Origin of the sequence: Hornefia porci, assembly GCF_001940235.1 — a bacterium.
Classification (GTDB): domain Bacteria; phylum Bacillota; class Clostridia; order Peptostreptococcales; family Anaerovoracaceae; genus Aminicella; species Aminicella porci.
The window spans coordinates 2,460,431-2,484,062 of the sequence record NZ_MJIE01000001.1 but is presented as its reverse complement, the minus strand read 5'-3'; the positions used below and the strand labels follow the sequence as shown (position 1 = coordinate 2,484,062).

Annotated in this window: 28 protein-coding genes; all 28 read left to right on the top strand. The window is 52.1% G+C overall.

Translation table 11 applies throughout. The features are described 5' to 3' along the window. The first annotated feature begins 12 nt into the window (after positions 1 to 12). The 28 genes from BHK98_RS11490 (at position 13) to BHK98_RS11355 (ending at position 23,582) form a co-directional block, all read left to right on the top strand. Positions 13 to 294: a VRR-NUC domain-containing protein gene (locus BHK98_RS11490; RefSeq protein WP_075714368.1), complete on the top strand. Its 282-nt coding sequence runs from the start codon at positions 13 to 15 to the stop codon at positions 292 to 294. Then, complete coding sequence (locus tag BHK98_RS11485; protein WP_075714366.1) at positions 275 to 1,627, top strand: DEAD/DEAH box helicase; 1,353 nt, start codon at positions 275 to 277, stop codon at positions 1,625 to 1,627. The genes BHK98_RS11490 and BHK98_RS11485 overlap by 20 nt, the downstream gene beginning before the upstream one ends. Beyond that, entirely contained in the window at positions 1,627 to 1,851 is a 225-nt protein-coding gene (locus BHK98_RS11480; RefSeq protein WP_075714364.1) for a hypothetical protein, read from the top strand. Before BHK98_RS11485 ends, BHK98_RS11480 begins: the two co-directional genes overlap by 1 nt. Further along, a complete protein-coding gene (locus BHK98_RS11475; protein WP_075714362.1) occupies positions 1,848 to 2,276 on the top strand; it encodes an RNA polymerase sigma factor sigma-70 region 4 domain-containing protein in 429 nt (142 codons plus the stop codon). Before BHK98_RS11480 ends, BHK98_RS11475 begins: the two co-directional genes overlap by 4 nt. A 162-nt stretch (positions 2,277 to 2,438) precedes the next feature. Beyond that, entirely contained in the window at positions 2,439 to 2,786 is a 348-nt protein-coding gene (locus BHK98_RS11470) for an HNH endonuclease (RefSeq protein WP_075714360.1), read from the top strand. 116 nt (positions 2,787 to 2,902) lie between these two features. Next, entirely contained in the window at positions 2,903 to 3,484 is a 582-nt protein-coding gene (locus BHK98_RS11465) for a P27 family phage terminase small subunit (RefSeq protein WP_009242861.1), read from the top strand. Next, positions 3,485 to 4,750, top strand: coding sequence for a DNA methyltransferase (locus tag BHK98_RS11460; protein ID WP_075714358.1), 1,266 nt, complete (start codon positions 3,485 to 3,487; stop codon positions 4,748 to 4,750). Between the two features lie 143 nt (positions 4,751 to 4,893). Beyond that, the gene (locus tag BHK98_RS11455) at positions 4,894 to 5,562 is read left to right on the top strand and encodes a virulence protein (RefSeq protein WP_075714356.1); all 669 of its coding nucleotides are present in this window, start codon (positions 4,894 to 4,896) and stop codon (positions 5,560 to 5,562) included. Beyond that, entirely contained in the window at positions 5,553 to 5,777 is a 225-nt protein-coding gene (locus BHK98_RS11450) for a DUF4314 domain-containing protein (protein ID WP_009242864.1), read from the top strand. Before BHK98_RS11455 ends, BHK98_RS11450 begins: the two co-directional genes overlap by 10 nt. Position 5,778: 1 nt before the next feature. Next, entirely contained in the window at positions 5,779 to 5,955 is a 177-nt protein-coding gene (locus BHK98_RS11445; RefSeq protein WP_075714354.1) for a DUF5049 domain-containing protein, read from the top strand. A gap of 132 nt (positions 5,956 to 6,087) precedes the next feature. Next, entirely contained in the window at positions 6,088 to 6,453 is a 366-nt protein-coding gene (locus tag BHK98_RS11440; RefSeq protein WP_075714352.1) for a DUF7698 family protein, read from the top strand. A gap of 5 nt (positions 6,454 to 6,458) precedes the next feature. Then, complete coding sequence (locus BHK98_RS11435) at positions 6,459 to 6,707, top strand: DUF7678 domain-containing protein (RefSeq protein WP_031475233.1); 249 nt, start codon at positions 6,459 to 6,461, stop codon at positions 6,705 to 6,707. Positions 6,708 to 6,829: 122 nt separating this feature from the next. Continuing rightward, positions 6,830 to 8,431, top strand: a complete 1,602-nt coding sequence (locus tag BHK98_RS11430; RefSeq protein WP_075714350.1) for a terminase large subunit — start codon at positions 6,830 to 6,832, stop codon at positions 8,429 to 8,431. After that, positions 8,403 to 9,776, top strand: a complete 1,374-nt coding sequence (locus BHK98_RS11425) for a phage portal protein (protein ID WP_465250949.1) — start codon at positions 8,403 to 8,405, stop codon at positions 9,774 to 9,776. The genes BHK98_RS11430 and BHK98_RS11425 overlap by 29 nt, the downstream gene beginning before the upstream one ends. Further along, entirely contained in the window at positions 9,773 to 10,501 is a 729-nt protein-coding gene (locus BHK98_RS11420) for a head maturation protease, ClpP-related (protein WP_031475236.1), read from the top strand. The genes BHK98_RS11425 and BHK98_RS11420 overlap by 4 nt, the downstream gene beginning before the upstream one ends. 15 nt (positions 10,502 to 10,516) lie before the next feature. Next, complete coding sequence (locus BHK98_RS11415) at positions 10,517 to 11,752, top strand: phage major capsid protein (protein ID WP_075714346.1); 1,236 nt, start codon at positions 10,517 to 10,519, stop codon at positions 11,750 to 11,752. Positions 11,753 to 11,771: 19 nt separating this feature from the next. Beyond that, entirely contained in the window at positions 11,772 to 12,107 is a 336-nt protein-coding gene (locus BHK98_RS11410) for a head-tail connector protein (protein ID WP_009242872.1), read from the top strand. Continuing rightward, positions 12,104 to 12,436 (top strand): phage head closure protein, encoded by a 333-nt coding sequence (locus BHK98_RS11405; RefSeq protein WP_075714344.1) that lies wholly within the window; start codon positions 12,104 to 12,106, stop codon positions 12,434 to 12,436. The genes BHK98_RS11410 and BHK98_RS11405 overlap by 4 nt, the downstream gene beginning before the upstream one ends. Continuing rightward, positions 12,433 to 12,819 carry an HK97 gp10 family phage protein gene (locus BHK98_RS11400; protein WP_075714342.1) on the top strand — a complete coding sequence of 129 codons (387 nt, stop codon included), beginning with the start codon at positions 12,433 to 12,435 and terminating at the stop codon, positions 12,817 to 12,819. The genes BHK98_RS11405 and BHK98_RS11400 overlap by 4 nt, the downstream gene beginning before the upstream one ends. Continuing rightward, on the top strand, positions 12,816 to 13,142 hold the full coding sequence (locus BHK98_RS11395; RefSeq protein WP_075714340.1) for a hypothetical protein: 327 nt from the start codon (positions 12,816 to 12,818) through the stop codon (positions 13,140 to 13,142). Before BHK98_RS11400 ends, BHK98_RS11395 begins: the two co-directional genes overlap by 4 nt. A gap of 6 nt (positions 13,143 to 13,148) precedes the next feature. Further along, the gene (locus BHK98_RS11390; RefSeq protein ID WP_075714338.1) at positions 13,149 to 13,733 is read left to right on the top strand and encodes a major tail protein; all 585 of its coding nucleotides are present in this window, start codon (positions 13,149 to 13,151) and stop codon (positions 13,731 to 13,733) included. An 11-nt stretch (positions 13,734 to 13,744) separates the two neighbouring features. Further along, the gene (locus BHK98_RS11385; protein ID WP_245796883.1) at positions 13,745 to 14,179 is read left to right on the top strand and encodes a hypothetical protein; all 435 of its coding nucleotides are present in this window, start codon (positions 13,745 to 13,747) and stop codon (positions 14,177 to 14,179) included. 121 nt (positions 14,180 to 14,300) lie between these two features. After that, a complete protein-coding gene (locus BHK98_RS11380; RefSeq protein ID WP_075714336.1) occupies positions 14,301 to 17,021 on the top strand; it encodes a phage tail tape measure protein in 2,721 nt (906 codons plus the stop codon). Between the two features lies 1 nt (position 17,022). Next, positions 17,023 to 17,802, top strand: a complete 780-nt coding sequence (locus tag BHK98_RS11375; protein WP_009242880.1) for a distal tail protein Dit — start codon at positions 17,023 to 17,025, stop codon at positions 17,800 to 17,802. Positions 17,803 to 17,807: 5 nt separating this feature from the next. After that, complete coding sequence (locus tag BHK98_RS11370; protein WP_075714334.1) at positions 17,808 to 20,330, top strand: phage tail spike protein; 2,523 nt, start codon at positions 17,808 to 17,810, stop codon at positions 20,328 to 20,330. A 13-nt stretch (positions 20,331 to 20,343) separates the two neighbouring features. Beyond that, a complete protein-coding gene (locus BHK98_RS11365; protein ID WP_022117855.1) occupies positions 20,344 to 20,535 on the top strand; it encodes a hypothetical protein in 192 nt (63 codons plus the stop codon). Continuing rightward, entirely contained in the window at positions 20,536 to 21,114 is a 579-nt protein-coding gene (locus BHK98_RS11360; protein ID WP_075714331.1) for a hypothetical protein, read from the top strand. Then, positions 21,111 to 23,582 (top strand): glycosyl hydrolase family 18 protein, encoded by a 2,472-nt coding sequence (locus BHK98_RS11355; RefSeq protein WP_075714329.1) that lies wholly within the window; start codon positions 21,111 to 21,113, stop codon positions 23,580 to 23,582. The genes BHK98_RS11360 and BHK98_RS11355 overlap by 4 nt, the downstream gene beginning before the upstream one ends. The last annotated feature ends 50 nt before the right edge of the window (positions 23,583 to 23,632 follow it).

Below are 23,632 nucleotides of genomic sequence, written 5' to 3'. Positions count from 1 at the left end.
CGGAGGTTACCTATGAACGAGAAACAGATAGAAAACAAGTTAACGACGGCGGTGAAAAAGTCCGGTGGGATTGCGCTTAAGCTGGTGTGTCCCTCTTTCGCAGGAATGCCCGACCGTCTGATCTTATTACCTGACGGCCATATCGGTTTCGCAGAGCTGAAGGCTCCCGGCAAAAAGCCACGCCCGCTCCAGCTCTCACGCCACAGGCTGCTTCGGGAACTTGGCTACCGAGTCTATGTCATTGACGACCCGGAGCAGATTGGAGGAATGATTCATGAACTTCAATCCTCATGATTATCAGGACTACGCCATCCGTTATATCAAAAAGCATCCCGTGGCTGCTGTCCTTTTAGATATGGGACTTGGTAAGACGATCATCAGCCTGACGGCAGTATCTGACCTGTTGTTTGACAGCTTTGAAGTCCACCGTGTTCTTGTAGTGGCTCCTTTGAGAGTCGCCCGCGACACATGGCCAGCGGAGATCCAGAAATGGAGCCACCTTAGAGGTCTGACCTATGCGGTCGCAGTCGGGACACCTAAGGAGCGAAAAGAAGCCCTACTGCAGCAAGCGGATATCACGATCATCAACCGAGAAAACCTGCAGTGGCTCATTGACGAGTCCGGCTTTCCCTTCGACTTCGATATGGTGATTATCGACGAGCTGTCGTCCTTCAAAAATCATAAATCCAAACGCTTCAAGTCCCTGATGAAGGTTAGACCAAAGCTCCATCGCATTATCGGCCTCACCGGAACACCTTCTTCCAACGGTCTCATGGATCTGTGGGCAGAGTTCAAAGTGCTGGATATGGGCGAGCGCCTCGGACGCTTTATCACACAGTACCGGACTAATTATTTCAAGCCGGACAAGCGGAACGGTGAGATCATCTATTCCTACAAACCGCTGCCCTATGCGGAGGATGCCATATATCGGAAAATCTCGGATATCACGATTTCTATGAAATCCACCGACCATCTGAAGATGCCGGAGCTGGTATCGACCGAATATGAAGTCCAGCTATCCGATTCCGAGCGTAGCCGCTATGAGGATTTGAAGCAGGAGCTCATCTTGCAGCTCCCTGACGGTGAAGTGACTGCTGCCAATGCAGCCTCGCTTACCGGGAAGCTCTCCCAGCTTGCGAACGGTGCCATATATGCCGACACCGGTGAGATTATCGAGTTTCACGACCGGAAGCTGGACGCTTTGGAGGATATCATCGAGGCCGCCAATGAAAAGCCGCTTCTTGTAGCCTACTGGTTCCGGCACGACCTTTCCCGCATCAAGAACCGCTTCAATGTCCGGGAAATCAAGACCAGCCGCGATATTGCTGACTGGAATGCGGGAAAGATTCCTGTAGCAGTCATCCATCCGGCCTCTGCCGGTCACGGCTTAAACCTGCAGGCCGGAGGCTCCACCCTTGTATGGTTCGGTCTCACATGGTCGCTGGAGCTCTATCAGCAGACAAACGCACGTCTCTGGCGGCAAGGCCAAGAATCCCGGACTGTGGTGATCCAGCACATCATCACCAAGGGCACTATCGACGAGAGGATCGTAAAGGCGCTATCCAAAAAGAAAATGACGCAGACCGCGCTGATTGATGCGGTCAAGGCAGACCTTGAGGTGACCTGATGCTTGATCCTTATGAAAATCTCGCAAACGCCATCGTGCTGCAGGCCGTGAAGGATTACCGGGACGCCCTGAAGCGCCTGAAAAAGAAGCCCAGTAATCAGTCCGCCATGTCGGATGCAATGGAGTGTGAACGCTTCTTCCGCTCCGGCTGGTACAAGGCCTTAACGAGTGTTGACGGCGAGTATCTCATACAAAAACTACGAGAGGAGGCAAAAAGCCTATGACCATAAAAGAATACCTGCATCAGGCCTACCGCCTTGATCAGAGAATCAAGTCCGACACGATGGAAGCACAAAACCTGCGCGAAATGGCAGGCAGCGTGTCGGCTATCCAATATGATAAAGACCGCGTGCAGACATCGCGTAATACGGAAGCACCCTTTGTCCGAACGCTTGAGAAGCTCTGGACGCTGGAAAAGAAAATCGCCAGTGAGCTGGAATTGCTCTCTGACCTTAAGAAACAGATACGGGAGGTTATTGAGGCAGTTCCGGATACCGACGAGCGCATGGTTTTGAAGTACCGGTATATCCACAACTATACGTGGGAGCAGATCGGAATGGAGCTTTGTGCAGACGCCCGCACCATTCGTCGCTGGCACGGCAAGGCGCTCCTTCATGTGACGCTCCCAGATGATCCGATTGTAATTTGAAATGCGCCCGAAATGTCCTGCTTTGTCCTAAGATGTCCACCCGCCCAATATGGTAGTATATAATCAGCGAAAAGAATAAAGATACAGCTGCACGCGCAGCCCACGAGCCTTGCGGGATCATCCTGCAGGGCTTTCTTTATGCCCTGAAAGGAGGCACGGCTTATGCCAAGAAAACCTAAACGACCGTGCCGCTATCCCGGATGCCCACACCTGACGGACGGCGTTTATTGCGAGGAGCACGCCAAGGTTATGGAACAGCACTATGAGAAGTTCCAGCGCAGCTACTCTCCCGGCAAACGCTACGGCAGAGCTTGGAAACGAATCCGTGACCGCTACGTCCACAAGCACCCGCTTTGTGAACAGTGCTTAAAGGAAGGACGCTACGTCGCGGTCGAGGAAGTCCACCACATCGTGCCGCTTGCTGAGGGAGGATCGAATGACGAGTCCAACCTCATGAGTCTTTGTCGTTCGTGTCACGAGAAGATTCACCGCGAGCGCGGCGACCGGTAGGGCGGTCAAAATCTCTACGACCCTTTTCCCCGGAAAACGGCGCGGGGTCTTTTACGCAAAAATTGCAATTCAAACAGGGTATTAAACCCTGCACCACAGAAATGGAAGTGATCGACATGGCGAAAGACGGAACCTATCGCGGCGGGCGGCGTGTCAAAGCTGGCTCCAAGCCGGACGCCCTCGCCGACAAAATTATGAAAGGCGCACCTGCAAAGCGTATGGAGCTGCCGGACTTCACAGAAGACATGACCGACTTCGATGTTGACGACATCGGTGACGGCGTAGAGCTGGAAGGCATGGATATGCCAAGTCCGGACGATTACCTCTCTGCTCTGCAGAAGGACGGCAAGCCCCTCGGCGCAGATGAAATCTATAAGGAAACATGGCTGTGGCTCAAGGAACGTGGCTGCGAGAGGCTGGTAAACAAGCGCCTGCTCGAAAGCTACTCTGAGGCCTTTGCCCGGTACATTCAGTGCTCCGAAGCGGTCAGCAAATACGGCATGCTCGGAAAGCACCCGACCACCGGCGCTGCCATTGCGAGTCCATTCACACAGCTTTTAATGAACTTTCAGAAGCAGGCCAACCTGCTCTGGTACGAGATTTATGACATTGTGAAGCAAAACTGCACCGAGCCCTTTGAGGGCAGCCCGCAGGACAGCGTGATGGAGCAGCTGCTTCGAAGCAGGAGGAATATGTAAATGAACACACAGAAATTGGAACAGGTACCTATTGATAAACTGGTGCCCTATGCCCGGAATGCCCGGACACATAGCAAGGAGCAGATCGCACAGCTCCGAGCTTCTCTCAGGGAGTTCGGCTTTGTGAGTCCTGCGGTCATTGACGCAGATTATAACATCCTCGTCGGCCACGGTCGCATTACGGCTGCCCGCGAGGAAGGATATGAAACCGTGCCCTGCGTCTTTGCCGAGAACCTGACGGAAGCACAAAAGCGTGCGTATATCCTTGCAGACAATCAGCTGGCGCTCAATGCAGGCTGGGATGAGGAAATGCTGTCGGTCGAATTATCTGACCTGCAGGATCAGTCCTTTGACCTATCTCTCCTCGGCTTTGATGCCGATGAGCTGGATAAACTGCTCGGCACCGGGAATGAGAAGGACATCACCGATGATGATTTTGACCTCACCGCTGCCCTTGAGAAGGCGTCCTTCGTGGAGCCCGGCGACATCTGGACGGTCGGCAGGCATAGAGTCATGTGTGGAGATGCCACCTCGCCGGAGGATGTGGAAAAGCTCATGGACGGCAAGAAGGCAAACCTTGTTCTGACCGATCCTCCATATGGCGTTTCCTTCAAAGCCTCGGACGGCCTTACGATCCAGAACGATTCGCTCAAGGGCGAGGAATTTTACAAGTTCCTGCTGGCAGCTTTTAAGAACATGGCTGACCACCTTGAAAAAGGCGGAGCCGCTTACTGCTTCCATGCGGATACCGAAGGGCTCACGTTCCGAAAGGCATTCATTGACGCAGGCTTCCATCTCGCCGGTGTGTGTATCTGGGTAAAGAACAGCCTCGTGCTCGGTCGCTCCGATTATCAATGGCAACATGAGCCTGTGCTCTACGGCTTTTTGCAAAACGGCAAGCACCCGTGGTATTCCGACCGCAAGCAGACCACCATCTGGAACTACGATAAGCCAAAGCGCAATAAGGATCACCCGACCAGCAAGCCGCTCGATCTTCTGGGCTATCCCATCCAGAACTCCTCTCAGGAGAATTCTGTAGTTATTGATACCTTCGGTGGCTCCGGTTCCACACTGATGGTCTGTGAGCAGTTAAACCGTATCTGCTACATGATGGAGCTCGATCCGAAATACGCCTCTGTCATCCTTCGCCGTTACGTGGAGGATACCGGCGATGAGGAAAATGTGTATGTAATAAGGAACGGCGAAAAGCTCCTCTATTCCGCTCTGGCAAAGGAAGTCGAGACCTCTCCGACGGCGGGTGTATAGTACACAATTTCTGCCCGGATTCTTCGGCGATTTTCTACCTCAGAAAATGTCGAAAATCGCTTGATAAATAAGGCTTTCAGAGTGATGTATATACATGCCGAAAGGCACAGCAACAACCACATTTTCAAAGGAGGAACACACTCATGAAAGCAAATTACAACGTAACCGGAAACGACAGAAAAGCATTGGTCGCAGCCATTGAAAACCTCACCGGCGACAAGGCAATCTACATGCGTATGCCGACCTGCGCTTACGAGATCGGCGACATCACGGTCGACAAGGAAGGCAGCGTAACCTGCGAGGACGCAGACAAGCTGGAACGCATCATCCACAACCTGATCGCGGATGGCTTCACACCGGAGGATACCGAAGAGGTCGAAAGCGACGATGAAGCCACTGGCCTTACCGTCAGCCTCCCGCTCGACAAGGTGGCGGTCGGAAACCTCACCAACCTCCTCACAGCCAAGGAAAGCCTCATCAAAAAGGCTCTCGGCATTGACGACCTTGGCATCGAGGTCACAGAGGATACGGTCAGCTTCCCTTGGTTTACTGAGATGCCGGAGCCGGAAGAGGTCAAGGCCTACACCCACTTCATTGCAGCCCTTGGCAAAATGAGCCGGGATTTGAAGCGCATCAGCGCCACCGAGAAGGAAGTCGACAACGAGAAGTACGCATTCCGCTGCTTCCTCCTGCGACTTGGCTTCATCGGAAACGAGTATAAAGCAGAGCGCAAGATTCTCCTTAAGAATCTCTCCGGCAACTCCAGTTGGAAGAACGGCGCACCGGAAAAGGAGGTGGCAGCATGCGAATGATCACAAAAGAGCAGCTTGAAGCGCTCCGCTCCCGCTACCCGGCAGGCACCCGCGTGGAGCTTCTCCAGATGGACGATGTGCAGGCTCCGCCTATCGGCACCAAGGGAACCGTTACGGGAGTCGACGATACCGGCAGCCTAATGGTGAACTGGGACAACGGCTCCGGTCTGAATGTCATCTACGGCATCGACCGTGTGCGGAAGGTGGTGGACTGAGATGGATGAAAAGGTAAAGGAGCAGATCCTTGCTATCCGGGACACTGGTCTTACCAATATGTTCGATGTAAACACGGTGCAGCGGCTGGCCTATGAGAGAGACTTCTACGAGCTGGTTTTATACCTTGAGGATCACCGGAAAGAATACGTGAATTTCATTCTGACCGGCGAGGCATAAACTACACAATTTAGGCCTCAAAACTTCCCGCAGGATTGTCACATATATTTCGATAAATAGCTTGCTATTACAGGCGTTCAGAGTGATATATGTACATACCAAAAGGGAAAACAACCACAAGGAGGAACCACCATGAAGTACACAATCGAAGCCATAGAAAACGCAAAGCCCGGAATGCGCTGGGAAGAGATCGGATGCCATTGGACGCTGGGACAGGCCTACCTTTACAGCAAGGAAGCCGGAAACGACCTGCCGAACTTCGCCGAAGTCATCTGGGATTACGACATCGAAGCGATCCTTGCAGATTGCCGGAAGCTCGGAGTGAAGGAATTCACCATCAGCTCCACCTTCTCAAGCCTTATCGAGACCATTGCAAAGTTTGAGGAGCTCGGCTGCACACTGGACGGAATTGTAAAGGTCAAGGAGCACTACACCCACTTCGGAAGCGACGAGCACGCCCTCATCCCGGCTTTCAAGATGACGGTAAAGGAGGCGTAAGGAAAATGTGGAGCGAAGGAGTTATCGGCATCCCGGATGCCAAGGACAAGGAAAAATACACCAAGTGTCACTACTGGGTAAAACACTACGACGAGCCAAGTGAGACCTACGGCATTAACGGAGGCAGGATCAGCAAGCTCATGATCAAGATTGACGGCGAGACCGTTTGCAACTACGACAGAGGCTGGGACATTCATCCCACCTGCAAAGAAGCAGAGATGGCGCTTTGCATCCTGCTGGAGAACCACAACTAAACATTAAACCCTGAATATGAATATTCCGGGAGACTGAGCCAGAAGGCTCTTTCTCTCGTACTGATACCGGATCGCTTAAGCGGTCTTTTATTTTGCCCTGAAAGGAGGCGGCCACCGTGCCAATGCGAAAACTGAAAAACTATAAGCCGACCCGCTTCATGGCAGAGACTTCTCACTACAGCAAGCAGATGGCGGACTTCGCGGTGATGTTCATCGAGCAGCTCACCCACACCAAAGGCACGTGGGCAGGAAAGCCCTTCGAGCTCATCGACTGGCAGGAACGGATCATCCGCGACCTGTTCGGTGTCTTGAAGCCGAATGGTTACCGTCAGTTCAATACGGCCTACATCGAAATTCCAAAGAAGATGGGAAAGTCAGAGCTGGCTGCCGCTGTCGCCCTGCTCCTTTGCTGCGGTGACGGTGAGGAACGTGCCGAGGTCTACGGCTGCGCTGCAGATAGACAGCAGGCCACCATCGTTTTTGATGTTGCTGCGGATATGGTGAGGATGTGTCCGGCGCTTAATCGGCGCGTCAAAATACTGGCCTCCCAGAAACGGATCATCTATGAGCCTACCAACAGCTTCTATCAGGTGCTCTCCGCTGAGGCCTACAGTAAGCACGGCTTTAATATCCACGGCGTGGTATTCGATGAGCTGCACACCCAGCCGAACAGGAAACTCTTTGATGTAATGACAAAGGGCTCCGGCGATGCCAGAATGCAGCCGCTATATTTCCTGATTACCACTGCTGGAAATGATACAAACACCATCTGCTATGAAGTCCACCAGAAAGCGCAGGACATCCTCGACGGCAGGAAGGTCGATCCAACCTTCTATCCGGTCATTTACGGTGCGGAACCTGACGAGGACTGGACTGATCCGGAGGTGTGGAAAAAGGCAAACCCATCTCTCGGTATCACGGTCGGTATCGACAAGGTGGAAGCGGCCTGCGAATCGGCAAAGCAAAACCCCGGTGAAGAGAATTCCTTTAGGCAGCTGCGCCTTAATCAATGGGTAAAGCAGGCTGTCCGCTGGATGCCAATGGATAAATGGGACGCCTGCGCCTTTTCGGTCAATGAGGACGACCTCGAAGGCCGTGTCTGCTATGGCGGTCTTGACCTGTCCTCCACTACGGATATTACATCCTTTGTGCTGGTGTTCCCGCCACGGGATGAAGACGACAAGTATGTGATCCTCCCGTACTTCTGGGTGCCAGAGGATACGCTGGATCTTCGCGTGAGACGCGATCATGTGCCCTACGATACTTGGGAGAAGGAAGGCGTGCTGCAGACTACCGAAGGCAACGTCATCCATTATGGTTATATCGAGAAATTCATCGAACGCCTCGGCGAGCGCTTCAATATTCGCGAGATAGCTTTCGACCGCTGGGGAGCAGTCCAGATGGTTCAGAACTTGGAGAACATGGGCTTTACTGTCGTGCCCTTCGGACAGGGCTTTAAGGATATGAGCCCGCCCACAAAGGAGCTCATGAAGCTGACACTTGAGCAAAAGCTCGCCCACGGCGGCCACCCGGTGCTCCGCTGGAATATGGATAACATCTTCATCCGTACTGACCCAGCCGGAAATATCAAGGCTGACAAGGAAAAATCTACAGAGAAGATCGACGGAGCCATCGCCACCATCATGGCGCTTGACCGTGCGATCCGCTGCGGCAATGACAACGGTGCTTCTGTCTATGACGACAGAGGCATTTTATTTATCTGAAAGGCAGGTGATCAATATGAGCATATTTTCAGGACTGTTTCGTTCAAGAGATAAGCCTACCAATTCAACAACCGGAAGCTCCTACCGCTTCTTCTTCGGCGGGACAACCTCCGGCAAGGCTGTAACGGAGCGCTCCGCCATGCAGATGACGGCGGTCTACTCCTGCGTGAGGATTCTGTCCGAGGCAATTGCAGGCCTGCCGATGCACCTCTATCGATACGGCGAAGGCGGCAGCAAGGAAAAAGCGATAAATCATCCGCTATACTTCCTGCTTCACGATGAGCCAAATCCGGAAATGACATCCTTTGTATTCCGGGAAACATTGATGACGCACCTACTCCTGTGGGGAAACGCCTACGCGCAGATCATTCGGAACGGCAAAGGTGAAGTGGTCGCGCTCTATCCTTTGATGCCAAATCGTATGACGGTCAACCGTGATGAAAACGGAGAGCTTTATTACGAATACCAAACATCACAGGATGAGGCGCACACGATGAATGGAAGCCGAGTAAGACTTCAGCCGTCCGACGTACTGCACGTTCCCGGTCTTGGCTTTGACGGCCTTGTGGGCTACAGCCCGATTGCAATGGCTAAAAATGCCATCGGCATGGCAATAGCCTGCGAAGAATACGGCGCTAAGTTTTTTGCAAACGGCGCGACTCCCGGCGGTATCTTGGAGCATCCCGGTGTGGTAAAAGATCCGGAGCGTGTTAGAGAAAGCTGGAACTCTGCTTTCGGCGGCAGCTCTAATGCAAACAAGGTGGCTGTGCTGGAGGAAGGCATGAAATATACGCCTATCTCCATCTCACCGGAACAGGCGCAGTTTTTGGAGACACGTAAGTTCCAGATTAATGAAATCGCACGTATCTTCCGCATCCCGCCTCACATGATCGGAGACCTTGAGAAATCGAGTTTCTCAAATATCGAGCAACAGTCGCTGGAATTTGTGAAATACACGCTCGACCCGTGGGTATGCCGCTGGGAACAGTCCATGCAGAGAGCCCTGCTCTCTCCGGATGAAAAGAAGGACTACTTCTTCAAATTCAACGTGGACGGTCTGCTCAGAGGCGACTACCAGAGCCGCATGAACGGCTATGCGGTCGGACGCCAAAATGGCTGGATGTCCGCTAACGATATCAGGGAGCTTGAAAACCTCGACCGTATTCCGGAGGAGGAAGGCGGCGACCTGTACCTGATCAATGGCAATATGACCAAGCTCAAGGACGCAGGTATTTTTGCGGCCTCAGCACAGACGCAGGAGGAAGCTGATGAAACGAAGGAAACACAAACCGAACCGGAACCCGAAGACGGGCGCACCCGGTTCAGAAAGAAGGAGGCACTATGACCAGAAAGTTTTGGAACTGGGTGCGAAACGAGGAGCCGGACAGCTTTGGCTCCGACCGAACGCTCTACCTCGACGGGGAAATTTCCGATGAAACGTGGTTCGGCGACGAAGTAACACCCAAGCTATTTAGTGATGAACTGCATGCAGGCGATGGAAACATCACCCTCTGGATCAACTCTCCGGGAGGTGATGTTTTTGCTGCTGCGCAGATCTACAACATGCTGATGGATTACCCGCATGATGTGACGGTCAAGATTGATGCTCTTGCTGCTTCGGCGGCATCGGTTATCGCTATGGCTGGAACAAAGGTCTGCATGAGTCCCGTGGCCATGATGATGGTACACAACCCTGCAACCATCGCCATCGGTGATACCGAGGAAATGCAGAAAGCCATCGACATGTTAAACGAGGTCAAGGAATCCATTATGAATGCCTACGAAATCAAGTCCGGGCTCTCCCGTCACAAGATTTCACAGCTCATGGATGCCGAGACATGGATGAACGCCAAAGAAGCCGTGAAGCTCGGCTTCGCTGACGAGATTCTGTTCAGGGATGGAGAAAAATCCGTCCCTGAGGATACGGCTGACGCGGAGATGCTTTTCTCCCGCAAGGCCGTCACTGATTCACTGCTTTCCCGACTGATTCCTAAGAAAAAGCCGGAAGCAAATAAACACATGGTACCAGTAACCGATCTTGAGAAGCGCCTTTCGCTTCTCGCACATTAAAGGAGGATTTTTATTATGACTCAGATTATGGAACTCATGGACAAGAGAGCGAAGGCATGGGAGGCCGCTAAGGCGTTTCTTAATAGCCACTCTCAGAACGGCGGCATGGTTTCTGCGGAGGATGCTGCAACCTACGACAAGATGGAAAAGGAAGTCACCGACCTCACCAAGGATATCGAGCGCCTGCAGCGTCAGGAGCAGATTGACAAGATGATGAGCGCACCGACTTCTACTCCGCTCACCGGAAAGCCCGGTGTAAAGGATGAACCGGAGGATAAGCCCGGCAGAGCTTCTGCTGCCTATAAAAAGGCCTTCTGGGACAACATCCGTCATCCCGGCAATCCCGCAATCCGTGATGTACTTGAGGAAGGAACCGATGCAAACGGCGGATACCTTGTTCCGATTGAATTCGAGCACACCCTTGTTCAGGCGCTCAATGAAAACAACATCATGCGTACTATCGGCTGCAAGGTCATCACCACACAGAACGAACGCAAGATCCCTGTGGCAAATGGTCACACGCAGGCGGTGTGGACTGCCGAGAACGGTGCCTACACCGAGAGCAATCCGACCTTCGCGCAGACCAGCATTGACGCTTTTAAGCTGACTGACCTCATCAAGGTGTCCGACGAGCTGCTTTCCGACAGCTTCTTTGATATCGAAGGCTACATCTCTGAGGAATTCGGTCGCGCCTTCGGTGAAGCTGAAGAAGATGCCTTCATCAACGGTGCTGTGCAGACCGGCCAGACGGCTATCGACAGACCTACTGGCCTGTTCATTCCTTCTGCCGCTGGTGGTGCTCCTTCCGGCGTAACCGCAGCTTCCGCTACGGCAATTACCGCCGATGAGCTGATCAGCCTTGTGTACTCTCTCAAGGCACCGTATCGCAGCAAGGCGAAGTTCCTCATGAATGATGCCACTGTCGCAGCTATCAGAAAGCTCAAGGATCTGAACGGCGTCTATGTATGGCAGCCTGCTCTTACTGCCGGAGAGCCTGATAGACTGCTTGGCTATCCGCTCTACACCTCTCCGAAGGTACCTACAATGGCCGCAGGTGCAAGAGCCATCGCATTCGGCGACTTCTCCTGCTACTGGATCGCTGATAGAGCCGGTCGCACAATCAAGCGCCTCAACGAGCTTTACGCTACCAACGGTCAGGTCGGCTTTACCTGCACGGAACGTGTTGACGGCAAGCTGATCCTTTCCGAAGGCATCAAGATTCTTGACATGAAGGCAACTTCCGGTTCTTAAGGCAAGGAGGTGAACGACCGTGGCTTTGATTTCAACTGAAGATGCGAAGGCCTATCTGCGCGTAGATTCGTCGGATGAGGATGCCACGGTCGGTATCCTCTTGGCCTCCGCAATTCGCTTATGTATTGATATTGCAAGACTTACGGATGATCAGTGGGAAGTGATCGACTCCGATGCTGCTTCTTCTGATGAATATACCGAAGCGGAGCTGTCTGCAATCCGGGAAACCATGAAGGTCGCTATCCTCTATACCTGTGCCTATCTCTTTGAGCACAGGGAGGAAGCCGACCACCATGCTCTTACCATGACACTACGCTCACTTCTTTTTGCAATACGGGAAGGAGCGTTTTCATGAATATAGCAGCTATGAGGGTGCGCGTCACTTTCCAGAAAAATACGGTCATCGTCGACAAATACGGAAACCACAAAACCGGCTGGACGGATTACTTCTCATGCTGGGCGACTGTTGGCACAAGCTCCGGTTCGGAAAGCTCCGGTGTCGTCTTCAATCCGGAGGAATCGCTGGACTTCACCTGCCGCTACTGCTCTGAGCTTGCGGCTGTGGAATCGACAAAATACCGGATCATCGCGGAAGGCCGCACCTACAACATCACCTATGTGAACCCGATGGGCTATAAGCATAACAGCCTGAAATTCAACTGCAAGCTGGAGAAAAACGCATGAGTAGAACTGTATCAATAAGCGAGATGGGCGACGCCATTATGGAGGAGCTCGAAAAATATTCAAAGCTCGCCACGGATGACCTGAAGGCTGCTGTGAAAGAGACTGCTGCTTCTGTCCGCAAGGATATTCAGGCAGGTGCTCCGGTCGATACCGGCAAATACAAGAAAAGCTGGTCGGTCAAGAATATGCACGAGGATTCACAGAGCATTGACCTCGTGGTGCATTCGAGGAACCGCTATCAGCTTGCGCACCTTCTGGAGCATGGGCATGTAAAGCGTGGCGGCGGACGTGTTCCGGCACAGCCGCATATCGCATCAGCCGAGGAGCGCGGAAACGAAAAACTCGTCGATACCATCAAGCAGAAGCTGGGAGGTGGATCATGACATACGACGATGTAATCACCATGTTAGAGGAAGCCGGACTCCCGCTCGCCTACGACCACTTTGCCGAAGGTGAGTCGCCAGACCCGCCCTTCCTCGTTTTTCTATATCCGGGCTCTGACAATATGTTCGCAGATGACACGGTGTTCCAGAAAATTGATGAGCTGAACATCGAATTATACACGGACATAAAAGACCCGGAAACAGAAACCCAGATTGAGGACATCTTGATCCGGCACGACCTGCCTTATGAAAAATCAGAGGTGTGGATCGAGTCGGAGAAGCTGTACGAGGTCTTATATCAAACACAGATTATAGGAGGATAAACGACTATGGCTAACACAAGTAACAAGGTCAAGTTCGGCCTGAAAAACTGCCACTACGCCATTGCTACGCTTGCCGCTGATGGTACTGTTACCTTTGGCACGCCTGTAGCAATGCCCGGTGCCGTATCCCTTTCGCTGGATGCCGAGGGAGATAATGATCCGTTCTATGCGGACGACTCCGTATATTATATGGTCTCCAATAATAACGGCTATTCCGGCGACTTTGAGCTGGCGCTGATTCCGGAGAGCTTTCTCACGGATGTCATGCACGAGACTGAGGATGCCAACGGTGTCATTGTGGAGAACAAGGATGTGGAGCCGGAGCATTTTGCGCTGCTTTTCGAATTCTCCGGCGACCAGAGGAAGATTCGTCACTGCATGTATTACTGCAGCGCGACCCGCCCTTCCGTCACCGGCAGCACCAAGGAGGACTCTACCGAGGTGCAGACAGAGACGCTTTCCATTACGGCCTCTCCGCTGCCTTCCGGTATCGTGAAGGTCAAAACGGGCACGAACACTACAAGCGCTGTTTACGACGCTTGGTACAACGCTGTATATGAGCCGAGTGCATCGGTAAGCGGCGGTGAATAAGGAGGCGCAATATGGCTGTAACAAAAACAATCGAGGTTGATGGCAAAGAGGTGCAGTTCCGCGCCTCTGCCGCCATTCCTCGCCTTTACAGAAATAAGTTTCACAGGGACATTTACAAGGACTTAAACGAGCTGCAGAAAGGCATCGACGAAAGCGACGCAGAAAGCTCAAGTCTCGACACCTTTTCTCTGGAGCTTTTTGAGAACATCGCATGGCTGATGGCAAAGCACCAGAATCCTGATGTCCCGGACACTCCGGAGGACTGGCTCGATCAGTTTAACACCTTCTCTATCTATGAAATCCTGCCGCAGATCATCGAGCTGTGGGGACTGAATGTGGAACAGCAGGTGGAATCTAAAAAAACATTATCCGACAGAGCGGGAAATGACAACCCCGCTCTTTTTACTCCGGTGCGTGCAGATCGGGCTTTCCATCTCGGAGCTTGACCTGCTCACCATCGGGACTGTCAATGACATGTACGCAGAAATGAGCAACGACGATTACAACTATCCTGCGCTCGCGACACAGGAGCAGATGGATCGATTTTAACAGGAAGGAGGTCATCGCATGGCTGACAGAATAAAAGGCATAACCGTGGAAATCGGCGGCGATACGACCGGCCTTTCCAAAGCCCTCTCCGGCGTAAACAAAGAAATCAAATCAACGCAGTCGCAGCTGAAGGACGTCAACAAGCTCTTGAAGCTCGACCCGACAAATACCACGCTGCTCGAACAGAAACAGAAGCTCTTACAACAGGCAGTCTCCGAAACGAAGGAAAAGCTCACACAGCTGAAGTCCGTGCAAGACCAGATGGATGCTGGACTAAAAAACGGTACCGTCACCCAGCAGCAATATGATGCATGGCAGCGTGAGATCATAGAGACCGAAAACGAGCTCAAAAACCTCGAACAGCAGTGCAAAAATACCGATACTTCAATCACCGCAACGCTCAAGGCGACCGGCTCCAAGCTGCAGGAGGTCGGCGGGAAAATATCCGATGTCGGCACAAGCCTCTCGACACATGTCACGGCTCCCATTGTCGCCATCGGCGCTGCCTCCATTGCCGCCTTTAACGAGGTGGATGCTGGCCTCGACATCGTTGCACAGAAAACCGGCGCTACAGGTGATGAGCTGGAGGATATGTGCCAGATCGTAAAAGACCTCGCCACGGAGATGCCGACGGACTTCGAAACTGCCGGTGCTGCTGTCGGCGAGGTCAACACCCGTTTCGGCCTGACCGGGCAGGCGCTGGATGACCTCTCGGCAAAATTCATCAAGTTTGCCCAGCTCAATGATACCGATGTTTCGACATCTATCGACAATGTATCCTCCGTCATGAACGCCTTCGGCATGGACGCTTCCGAGGCAGATAATCTTCTGGATGCTTTAAATGCCACCGGTCAGGCCACCGGCATTGATATGGATACACTGGCAAACGCCCTCTCCTCTAATGCCGCGCAGCTGAAGGAAATGGGACTCACCGCCCAACAGGCCGCTGGCTTTATGGGCATGGTGGAAATGTCAGGTCTTGATACCTCTGCCGCCATGATGGGCTTAAAGACCGCCATGAAAAATGCAACGGCAGACGGTAAAACACTGGATCAGGTGCTTGCCGAATTTTCTGCTACCATGCAGGGAAGCGGCAGCGATGCAGAAAAACTGCAGGCGGCCTATGACCTTTTCGGAAGTAAGGCCGGTGCCTCCATTTATAATGCCGTGCAGACCGGAAAGCTCAACCTGTCGGATTTCTCCGGCTTCCTCGGAGATTTTGAAGGCAGTGTCGAGAACACCTTCAATGAGACACTCGACCCGATTGACCAGTTCCAGATGACCATGAACTCTCTGAAGGAAACCGGTGCAGAGGTCGGCAACTCCCTGATGTCAGTTCTCGCTCCTGTCCTTAAAGAGCTCTCTGACAAGCTAAAATCCCTCGCCGAATGGTGGAACAACCTCGGAGAGCCTATGCAGCAGATGATCGTGAAAATTGCGCTCGTGGCTGCTGCAATCGGGCCGGTACTTGTAATCGTCGGTAAGGTAATCTCCGCTGTTGGTACCATTATGACGATTATTCCTACTGTTACCACTGCTATGGCCGGAGTAAAGACGGCGATGGCTGGTCTGAATGCTGTCATGGCGGCAAATCCGATAGGCCTGATCATTACGGCCATCGGCCTACTGGTAGCTGCATTTATCTACCTGTGGAACAACTGTGAGGGCTTCAGAGAATTCTGGATCAACCTCTGGGAAAAGGTCAAGGAGATCGCCATTACTGTATGGACGGCGATCAAGGACTTCTTCGTCAGTGTCTGGGAGGCAATAAAGAACACCTTCACCACTGTGGTAAATGCAATCAGCAGTTTTCTTACCACAGCTTGGAATACGATAAAAAGCACGGTCGAAGCCGTGATGAATGCCATAAAGACGGTTATCTCTACGATCTGGAATGGCATCAAGAGCTTCTTTGAAACCATTTTCAATGCAATCAAAACTGTGGTGACTACTTACTTCAATATCTACAAGACGATCATCGAAACCGTCCTGAACGTGATAAAAACCGTGGTTACTACTGTTTGGAACGCGATAAAAACAGCTGTTGAAACTGTCGTAAATGCCATAAAGACGGTCATCACCACCGCATGGAATGCCATCAAGACTACGACCTCTACGATTTTCAATGCCGTAAAGAGCGTGGTCACTTCCGTTTGGAACGACATAAAGAGCGCGGTCATGAATGTGGTGAATACCATGAAATCCGGCATCAGCAACGGCTTCAATGCGATCAAGAGCACGGTGTCCAATATCGTAAATGGAATCAAGAGTACCATCTCGAATGTGTTCAATACCATCTGGAGCACGGTATCCGGCATCGTAAACAAGCTAAAGAGCGTATTCAATTTCAGCTGGAGCCTGCCGAAGATCAAGCTGCCGCATTTCTCCATCACAGGCAGCTTTTCGCTGAACCCGCCATCCATACCGCACTTTTCAGTGGACTGGTATAAGAAGGCGATGTCCGGCGGCATGATCTTAAAGGATGCGACCATCTTCGGCCAGAGCGGCGGCACGCTTCTTGGCGGCGGTGAGGCCGGTGATGAAGCTGTGGTCGGTGTGAGCTCGCTGCGCTCCATGATTCAGGATGCAGTAAGCAGCGCTACCCTCAGTGTTTCAGGCGACCAGCCTCTCATCAATATCGAGGAAATGAGTGTCAGAAGCGACGACGATATCCGGAAGATTTCTCAGCAGCTCAATACTCTGCTGACTGCCGGGCGCAGGGCGAAAGGACTGGTGTAACATGGGATTTTCATTTAACGGAACAACCTCCCAGTCTATGGGACTTGCGACAAGAATTACAAACGAATACCGTATGCCGGATCTTAGAAACAACACGATCACCATGCCCGGACGGCACGGTGTATTTGATTTTGGAGAAACGGTATCCGAGCGAAAGATACTGATTTCCTGCTTCATTCCTCCGGGAAAGACAGACGAGCAGTTTCTTTCAAAAAAGGACGATATTATCGAATGGCTGAATCCGGACAACGGCCTCTGCCAGCTCATTCTGGACAAGGAACCGGGACGAGTGTATGAAGCAAGGCTTACGTCAGGATTCTCCTTTGACCGGGCAGTCCGTAATTCCTGCACCTTTGATCTGGAATTTTTCTGCCCAGACCCTTATGGCTATGCCATATCAGACGAGACCTTTGATTTTGCGGAAACCGGAACCTTTACCGCGTCTCGCGCTCTTGGGAATATCGAGTCCTACCCGGTCTACTCCTTAACGGGTGTAATTCCTTCCGGGACGGACTCGTATATCTCCATAACCACAAACGGTAGCGAGCTTCAGATCATTGGACGGCTTGCCGCCGGAGAAACATTGATTATTGACTCCGATCTGATGACGGCAAAAGTAGTTGATTCTAACGGAGAAACCCTCCGAAACGGTCTCCCGCTTTTGTCGGAGCTGAATTTCCCGGTCTTAAATACGGGAGATAACACCATCGTGATTGCTGCGGTCGGTACAAGTACAACATTTACGGAACTGAACATTCAAGCCCGAAGCCGCTGGAGGTGATTTGCATGGCTCTTAAAAATATATTGAATACCCAAGATGCCTTCACCGGTGAATTTCCGGCTGCATGGGCTCCAGACGGTCTCTGGCGCTTTAACGAGTCCGAACCGGATGCAGATAATTATCTGGCGGATTCCTCCGGGAAGGATCACAAGGCATATATTCATAACTGGAGCGGAACAACCGCAGATATGAAAACGGGCAATTTCGGTCGCTATTTTCAGATGAACATCAATAATCCTTCATCTGAGAAAACCTACCTGAAGGTAGAAAACGACGGCAGCATCTTCTCAAGCCTCGGTGAAACCATCGTGGTCGGCGGCTGGATGAAGCCTACGACATATTCAGTCGGCAACACCTATACTCCGATCTTGAATACCCGCTACGGTTCCGGGCAGCCGATTTTCTATCTGTCGCTGATCAGAGGAAAACCGAGAATTATGCTGTATAACTCCTCCGGTTCCCTGATCCTCGATACATCGGTAACGCCATCATTCTCTTTGCTAAACGGCTACTGGTATTTTATCGCCTGTGTGATCAAGCCTAATGCCAAGACAGCACAGTATATCCTTGGCGATAAAAGCTCCGGCACAGTTTGGCAGTCAAGCGTGCTGACCTTTACCGGAGAGCTGAACCGTAGCTGTGTGGCAGACCTCATCTGGGGAATGCACGCGGACTCCTACTGGTATGCGGGCGGCTTTGATGACTGGTTCCTCGACTGCGATTCTGATCTAACCGCCGATGACCTTGCAGAATATTTTCTGGAATCGCTCTCCGCAAACGGTGCAGATCTGACCGGTGATGTGGACGCACTGACGACACCAGATGTCGTTACGCTTCGAGCTACAGACTCTGTCTATCCGTCAAGCGGACAGCTCATTACTGCAGCAAGGGACTGTGGCGTGACTGGCAACGGCAGAGTTTCTGTGAAGGCAGATTACTCTCCGGGAGAGACCTCTATCTCGCTTGTGGAAACAGCCACCTCAGATGACCTCTCCACTTGGACTGAGTGGCAGGCTGTCGGTGCAAACGGCGAGCTGGAATCTCCTGCAAAGAAATACATCAAGTACCGCGTCACGCTTTCTACCACAAATACAGCAAGGACTCCTACGCTGACATCTATCAGTCTGTACGATAATCCAAAGCCTCTCTATACCAAACTTGGCTATGCAAGACCGGTCATTCTGGACTCAGACGGGAATGTGGAAGCTGTGTTGGATAACGCCTATGACATCATAGTGACCAGTGAGATCAACGGCGTGGATGAGCTGGAATTTAAGCTGCCGTTTCAGGACAGCAAACGCGCCTATATTGATAACGAAAAGACCGTGCGTATTGTCAGCGACACCTATCGCATCCGCACGATTACGGACGACAAGGAAGAAAGCGGCAAGGCCATCACAACGGTCTATGCGGAAGCGGCATTCTATGACCTTGCCTACTCCGTAAAAAAGGACGAGATTACCTTTAACGCAGACACGGCTGATGTGCCGATGGCTTATGCCCTGCAGGGTACCGACTGGGATGTGGGCACAGTTAATGTCTCCACAAAGCGTACTTGGACTTGCTCTGAGAAAAACGCGCTGGCAATTTTGCGTGCAGTACAGAACATTCACGGCGGCGACCTGATTTTTGATAACGCAAACAGGATCGTGAAGCTCCTAACCTTCTCCGGTGAGGATTCCGGCGTACTGTTCTGCTACAAGAAAAATATGAAATCCATCCAACGCGTCATTGATACGACCAGCCTGATTACAAGGCTTTACGCCTATGGCAAGGACGGCATGACCTTTGCTTCGATCAATGGCGGCAACGAATATGTGCAGGACACGACCTATACTTCCGAAATACGAATTGCTACGCTGGATTGCTCGAACTTCACCAATCCATATCAGATGCTGGAATATGCCAACATGCGACTTGCAGACTATGCCTCTCCGCGTATCTCCTATGTGCTAAAGGCGATGGATCTGTCAGTATTGACCGGCTATGAACATGAAACATGGGCGCTGGGCGATACGGTCATGGTGAAGGATGATGACCTGAACCTGTCTGTAAAGACCAGAATCGTCCGCAGGGAATACAACCTGCAGGAGCCTTGGAATACGGTGCTGGAGCTTTCCACTACCCTCCGGGAGCTGGGCGATTCCTCCTCACGCTGGGATAGCGCAGCCGATACGCTGGAGTCTACCGATCTGATAGACAGTCAGGAAATGAAGGATCTGGTGCCGTTTAATCACCTGCGTAATTCCAGAGCAGATTCCGGTCTTACCTACTGGCAAAACTCCGGATTTACCGTGGATGCAGATAGTGGCGTATCCGGCACGGCTTCCTTCAAATGCGAAGGTGCGCTGAATACCACAAAGAGTCTTTCACAGACCATAACGCCCGCCAACCGGCAGTGCTATACCTTTTCGGCGCAGATTGCCTCTGAGAATCTCTCAAAAGGTACGAATGGACAGGTGGGCATTGAGGTGACCTTTGAATACGAGGACGGAACAACGGAAACACGATTTATAGACCTGATCTGAAGGAGGGATTTCTATGGCTTCATTTACACACGTGGCACAGGATGTCTCTCCTCAGTATGGCCGCGTCACAAAGATCACCATCCGGGTATGCGTGACCGACTGCACTGGAACTGTATATATAACAGATATGCTCCTGCAGGGCGGCTCCATCGCCACCGGCTGGGTAGGCCATGTATCAGAAATTCAATGGACGGAGGACGGATAAATGCCGGAGTTTACACGCTTTACAGAGACAATTACAAAAAAGCAGGATAAGCGCGTCGTAAACATCACGGTAAAGCCCACCGTCATAGATTGCACCGGTTCGGTCTGGTTTACCGACTTGATGCTGCAGGAAGGCGATAAAGTCACAGGCTTTGTCATCAACACCGAAACGTTTCTGGAAAAATACGATGGCGATGATGCTACAGACGGAAAGAGGTTTTATAACGGCATCGTCCGCTCCGCTGCAACCTGTGTCATCTTCAATCTCGGTACCACTGCTGCCGGTCTTGACTACAAGGTCTATCCGATTCAGGCGATGGATGCCGGGAGTATATCGCTTGCGCTGGGTAAAGGTGCTCATAAGGCAACTTTCAAAGCAGCGGCTGCTGCCGGTGATGAATTTGACCTTTTTGCTTCTAAGAGGGAGTGCCTGAAAAACGGTGCTGCAACATCCAAGGACGGCTTTTTCCAATATTCCGCTGCCGGTGACAGCAAGCACCCGATTACAGTGGCAGATAAAAAGTCTGCACGCATCTATGTTGAGTTTCAGGAAATGCAGGACGGAGGTGATGCCCTGTGAGCTATGATTATTTGAAAGGCCGCAAGTGCATGGTCTGGACATTCATGGGCAATTCCAGAATGTATCAGGCACTTGCCGCATATGGAGACCGCCTCTCGCAGGTAGGTCTCTTTTCTTTTAAGGTATCGCGCACCGGTGTCATCTCGGAAAGCGGCGTGGCCATCTCCAACATGCTGACCTACATCAACCGATGGCCGCACATCAAATGGCTGCTGACGATATCCAACGATGGCACGAACAGTATCTTTGCAGCTCTCCGAGATAACACCGACGGCGCTCAGGATACCTTCCTTTCGGAGATCGTCCGCATTATGGAAAAATACCCGTGGTGCGACGGCATCGACATCGACCTTGAGAAAGGCGACGGATATTCCACGCATGCTGCCTCTACGGCGATGTTTCGGAATATCTATAACACAGTAAAAGGCTATGACAGCAGCAAACTCATGAACATCTGCCTGCCGGGCATGAATTCCATCAACGGCTCGGTCGGAGGTGAAAACTGGTGCGTTTACGGCGATCTCAACGCTTACTGCGATACGGCGGCCATCATGAGCTATGGTATGGCATGGGCGGGCTCTGCTCCCGGAGCCGTCTCTCCAAGGGACTGGCTGGAGGGCATTTACGACTATGCAGTCACAGTCATGAACCCGGAGAAGATATTCTTCGGCCTTCCTGCATACGGCTGGAACTGGCAGATTTATGACCTTCCTGCAAACCTCGGTAAAACCTATCGCGGCACATCAAATACCTATTACGCGGCAAAGAACTGGATGACCGGGCAATACAACTTCACGGACGATGCTCCTCCGCAGCCCTTCATCCCGATCCTCGCATATTGGGATGACTACGATATGGTGCCTTGGGCGCTTCCGCAAGTCTACGACTTCATGGAAGGCAGAGATGCCAAAAGCTATGAGTATCCTCTGATGAACGGAACCTATAACAGGAGGCATTACCTGACGGCTTACAGCAAAGAGCAACACACAGAGTTCGGCACCATTTATGTGGATGCGGATGGAACGACAAGCTCCTACTCCGGCATTGTATCCTTTGAAAATGGTGTGGCCACTCTCGGTGACGCTGGCTCTGCCACATATACCTTTTCCGTATCAAGCGCCGGAACCTACGACATCGCCATCCGCCTCTGCTATCCCTTCTGGGATAAAAATGGCATCTATGTTTCGATTGACGGCAACACGACGCATTTTACGGAAAGCAGGCTCTGGTGGCCATATTGGAGAAGCACCTTCTGGACGACGCTCGCCAGCAGCATTTCACTCTCTGCCGGTACGCACACCATCGTGATATCCGTGGATGTAAAAGGCGTACAGTTTTATGGCTACCGTGTTTGCAGCAGCTTTTCGGAGGCTCCCTCCGCAGGCACTGCGACCTTTACGCTCTCTCCACGCCACTTTATCGACGTGGACGGCAATGAGTGTCAGCCGGATAGAGCTTTCAAACTCACCTGCGAAATGCTGAGACGAAAGCCGGACTCTGCCCTCATCTGGTATGAGGATTTCCGGGACTACGGTGTGCTGCAAACAAACTACTGGACGACGCTTTCAGGCTCTTGGACGGTATGGCGTGAAGATGAATATTCCGAAAGTCGCGTTTACTCCCAGCTTGACGGCTCCGGAAAGCTCGCATGGCAATACGATGGTTTTTCCGATATTCACCTGCGGGCAAGGCTGGCTTTTCCTGCGACAGGAAGTGGCAAGGCCGGAGTATTCTGCGGGGATCTGTTCTGCTGCCTGAATTATGATTCTCAGGCTGTGGAGCTTTATAACGGCAGCACGCTCCTTGGCAGCTACAGCCAGACCATAGAGCGGACAGCAAACGCCGACCTTCGTACCGATCCATCCATGTACACGGTCGAGATGCGTATCCGTGGGAATAAGGTGCGTGTTTATTCCGGTTCTTCCTATACGCTTCGCTTCACTGCTACGGTCAGCGGCTTTTCCGGAGGCTATGCCGGATACCGATCAGATAACCGGACGGTCTGCGAGCTGCTCCGCCTTGGCGATGCGTGGACTTACGAGCCATACGAACGCTTTGATGTTACCTTCCCGGACGGCACAGTTACGCAGTATGGCAGGATCAGCCGGTCGAACGCCACGTGGGATACGGAATTTCAGGTGTTTACGCTGACCTCGGATATCGAGGAGGATGCGACACGCAGCGAGAGCATTTCTCTGGATTATGAGTTCTACCACTCCCATGAGCTTGCCCTGACCTGTGGCAACGATTATACGGTGACCATCACGCCAAAGGATATCGACATCTGGATAGCAAGGCTCTTTCTCGGAGACGCAGACGGCTTTTCCATCCTCTACTATCAGGATGTGGACTCGCTCGTTTACTGGGCAAACGAAGCGGCCTACCGCTGGGGAGTGAGAGGCTTTGCCATGTGGTCGCTGGGACAGGAAGATATGCGGCTCTGGGAAGCGCTGCCAAAACAGATATAACTTTATACACGGATACAGTTCACGAGGCTGTCTGCAAAATGCAGGCGGCT

Excerpts from the sequence above, each read along its gene's own strand:
- BHK98_RS11365 (WP_022117855.1), top strand. The coding sequence starts at position 20,344 with ATGGCTTCATTTACACACGTGGCACAGGATGTCTCTCCTCAGTATGGC.
- BHK98_RS11450 (WP_009242864.1), top strand. The coding sequence starts at position 5,553 with ATGCGAATGATCACAAAAGAGCAGCTTGAAGCGCTCCGCTCCCGCTAC.
- BHK98_RS11475 (WP_075714362.1), top strand. The coding sequence starts at position 1,848 with ATGACCATAAAAGAATACCTGCATCAGGCCTACCGCCTTGATCAGAGA.
- BHK98_RS11490 (WP_075714368.1), top strand. The coding sequence starts at position 13 with ATGAACGAGAAACAGATAGAAAACAAGTTAACGACGGCGGTGAAAAAG.
- BHK98_RS11385 (WP_245796883.1), top strand. The coding sequence starts at position 13,745 with ATGGCTGTAACAAAAACAATCGAGGTTGATGGCAAAGAGGTGCAGTTC.
- BHK98_RS11375 (WP_009242880.1), top strand. The coding sequence starts at position 17,023 with ATGGGATTTTCATTTAACGGAACAACCTCCCAGTCTATGGGACTTGCG.
- BHK98_RS11360 (WP_075714331.1), top strand. The coding sequence starts at position 20,536 with ATGCCGGAGTTTACACGCTTTACAGAGACAATTACAAAAAAGCAGGAT.
- BHK98_RS11430 (WP_075714350.1), top strand. The coding sequence starts at position 6,830 with ATGCGAAAACTGAAAAACTATAAGCCGACCCGCTTCATGGCAGAGACT.
- BHK98_RS11380 (WP_075714336.1), top strand. The coding sequence starts at position 14,301 with ATGGCTGACAGAATAAAAGGCATAACCGTGGAAATCGGCGGCGATACG.
- BHK98_RS11465 (WP_009242861.1), top strand. The coding sequence starts at position 2,903 with ATGGCGAAAGACGGAACCTATCGCGGCGGGCGGCGTGTCAAAGCTGGC.
- BHK98_RS11480 (WP_075714364.1), top strand. The coding sequence starts at position 1,627 with ATGCTTGATCCTTATGAAAATCTCGCAAACGCCATCGTGCTGCAGGCC.
- BHK98_RS11470 (WP_075714360.1), top strand. The coding sequence starts at position 2,439 with ATGCCAAGAAAACCTAAACGACCGTGCCGCTATCCCGGATGCCCACAC.
- BHK98_RS11485 (WP_075714366.1), top strand. The coding sequence starts at position 275 with ATGAACTTCAATCCTCATGATTATCAGGACTACGCCATCCGTTATATC.
- BHK98_RS11435 (WP_031475233.1), top strand. The coding sequence starts at position 6,459 with ATGTGGAGCGAAGGAGTTATCGGCATCCCGGATGCCAAGGACAAGGAA.
- BHK98_RS11390 (WP_075714338.1), top strand. The coding sequence starts at position 13,149 with ATGGCTAACACAAGTAACAAGGTCAAGTTCGGCCTGAAAAACTGCCAC.
- BHK98_RS11455 (WP_075714356.1), top strand. The coding sequence starts at position 4,894 with ATGAAAGCAAATTACAACGTAACCGGAAACGACAGAAAAGCATTGGTC.
- BHK98_RS11370 (WP_075714334.1), top strand. The coding sequence starts at position 17,808 with ATGGCTCTTAAAAATATATTGAATACCCAAGATGCCTTCACCGGTGAA.
- BHK98_RS11440 (WP_075714352.1), top strand. The coding sequence starts at position 6,088 with ATGAAGTACACAATCGAAGCCATAGAAAACGCAAAGCCCGGAATGCGC.
- BHK98_RS11460 (WP_075714358.1), top strand. The coding sequence starts at position 3,485 with ATGAACACACAGAAATTGGAACAGGTACCTATTGATAAACTGGTGCCC.
- BHK98_RS11415 (WP_075714346.1), top strand. The coding sequence starts at position 10,517 with ATGACTCAGATTATGGAACTCATGGACAAGAGAGCGAAGGCATGGGAG.
- BHK98_RS11395 (WP_075714340.1), top strand. The coding sequence starts at position 12,816 with ATGACATACGACGATGTAATCACCATGTTAGAGGAAGCCGGACTCCCG.
- BHK98_RS11405 (WP_075714344.1), top strand. The coding sequence starts at position 12,104 with ATGAATATAGCAGCTATGAGGGTGCGCGTCACTTTCCAGAAAAATACG.
- BHK98_RS11400 (WP_075714342.1), top strand. The coding sequence starts at position 12,433 with ATGAGTAGAACTGTATCAATAAGCGAGATGGGCGACGCCATTATGGAG.
- BHK98_RS11420 (WP_031475236.1), top strand. The coding sequence starts at position 9,773 with ATGACCAGAAAGTTTTGGAACTGGGTGCGAAACGAGGAGCCGGACAGC.
- BHK98_RS11445 (WP_075714354.1), top strand. The coding sequence starts at position 5,779 with ATGGATGAAAAGGTAAAGGAGCAGATCCTTGCTATCCGGGACACTGGT.
- BHK98_RS11425 (WP_465250949.1), top strand. The coding sequence starts at position 8,403 with ATGACGACAGAGGCATTTTATTTATCTGAAAGGCAGGTGATCAATATG.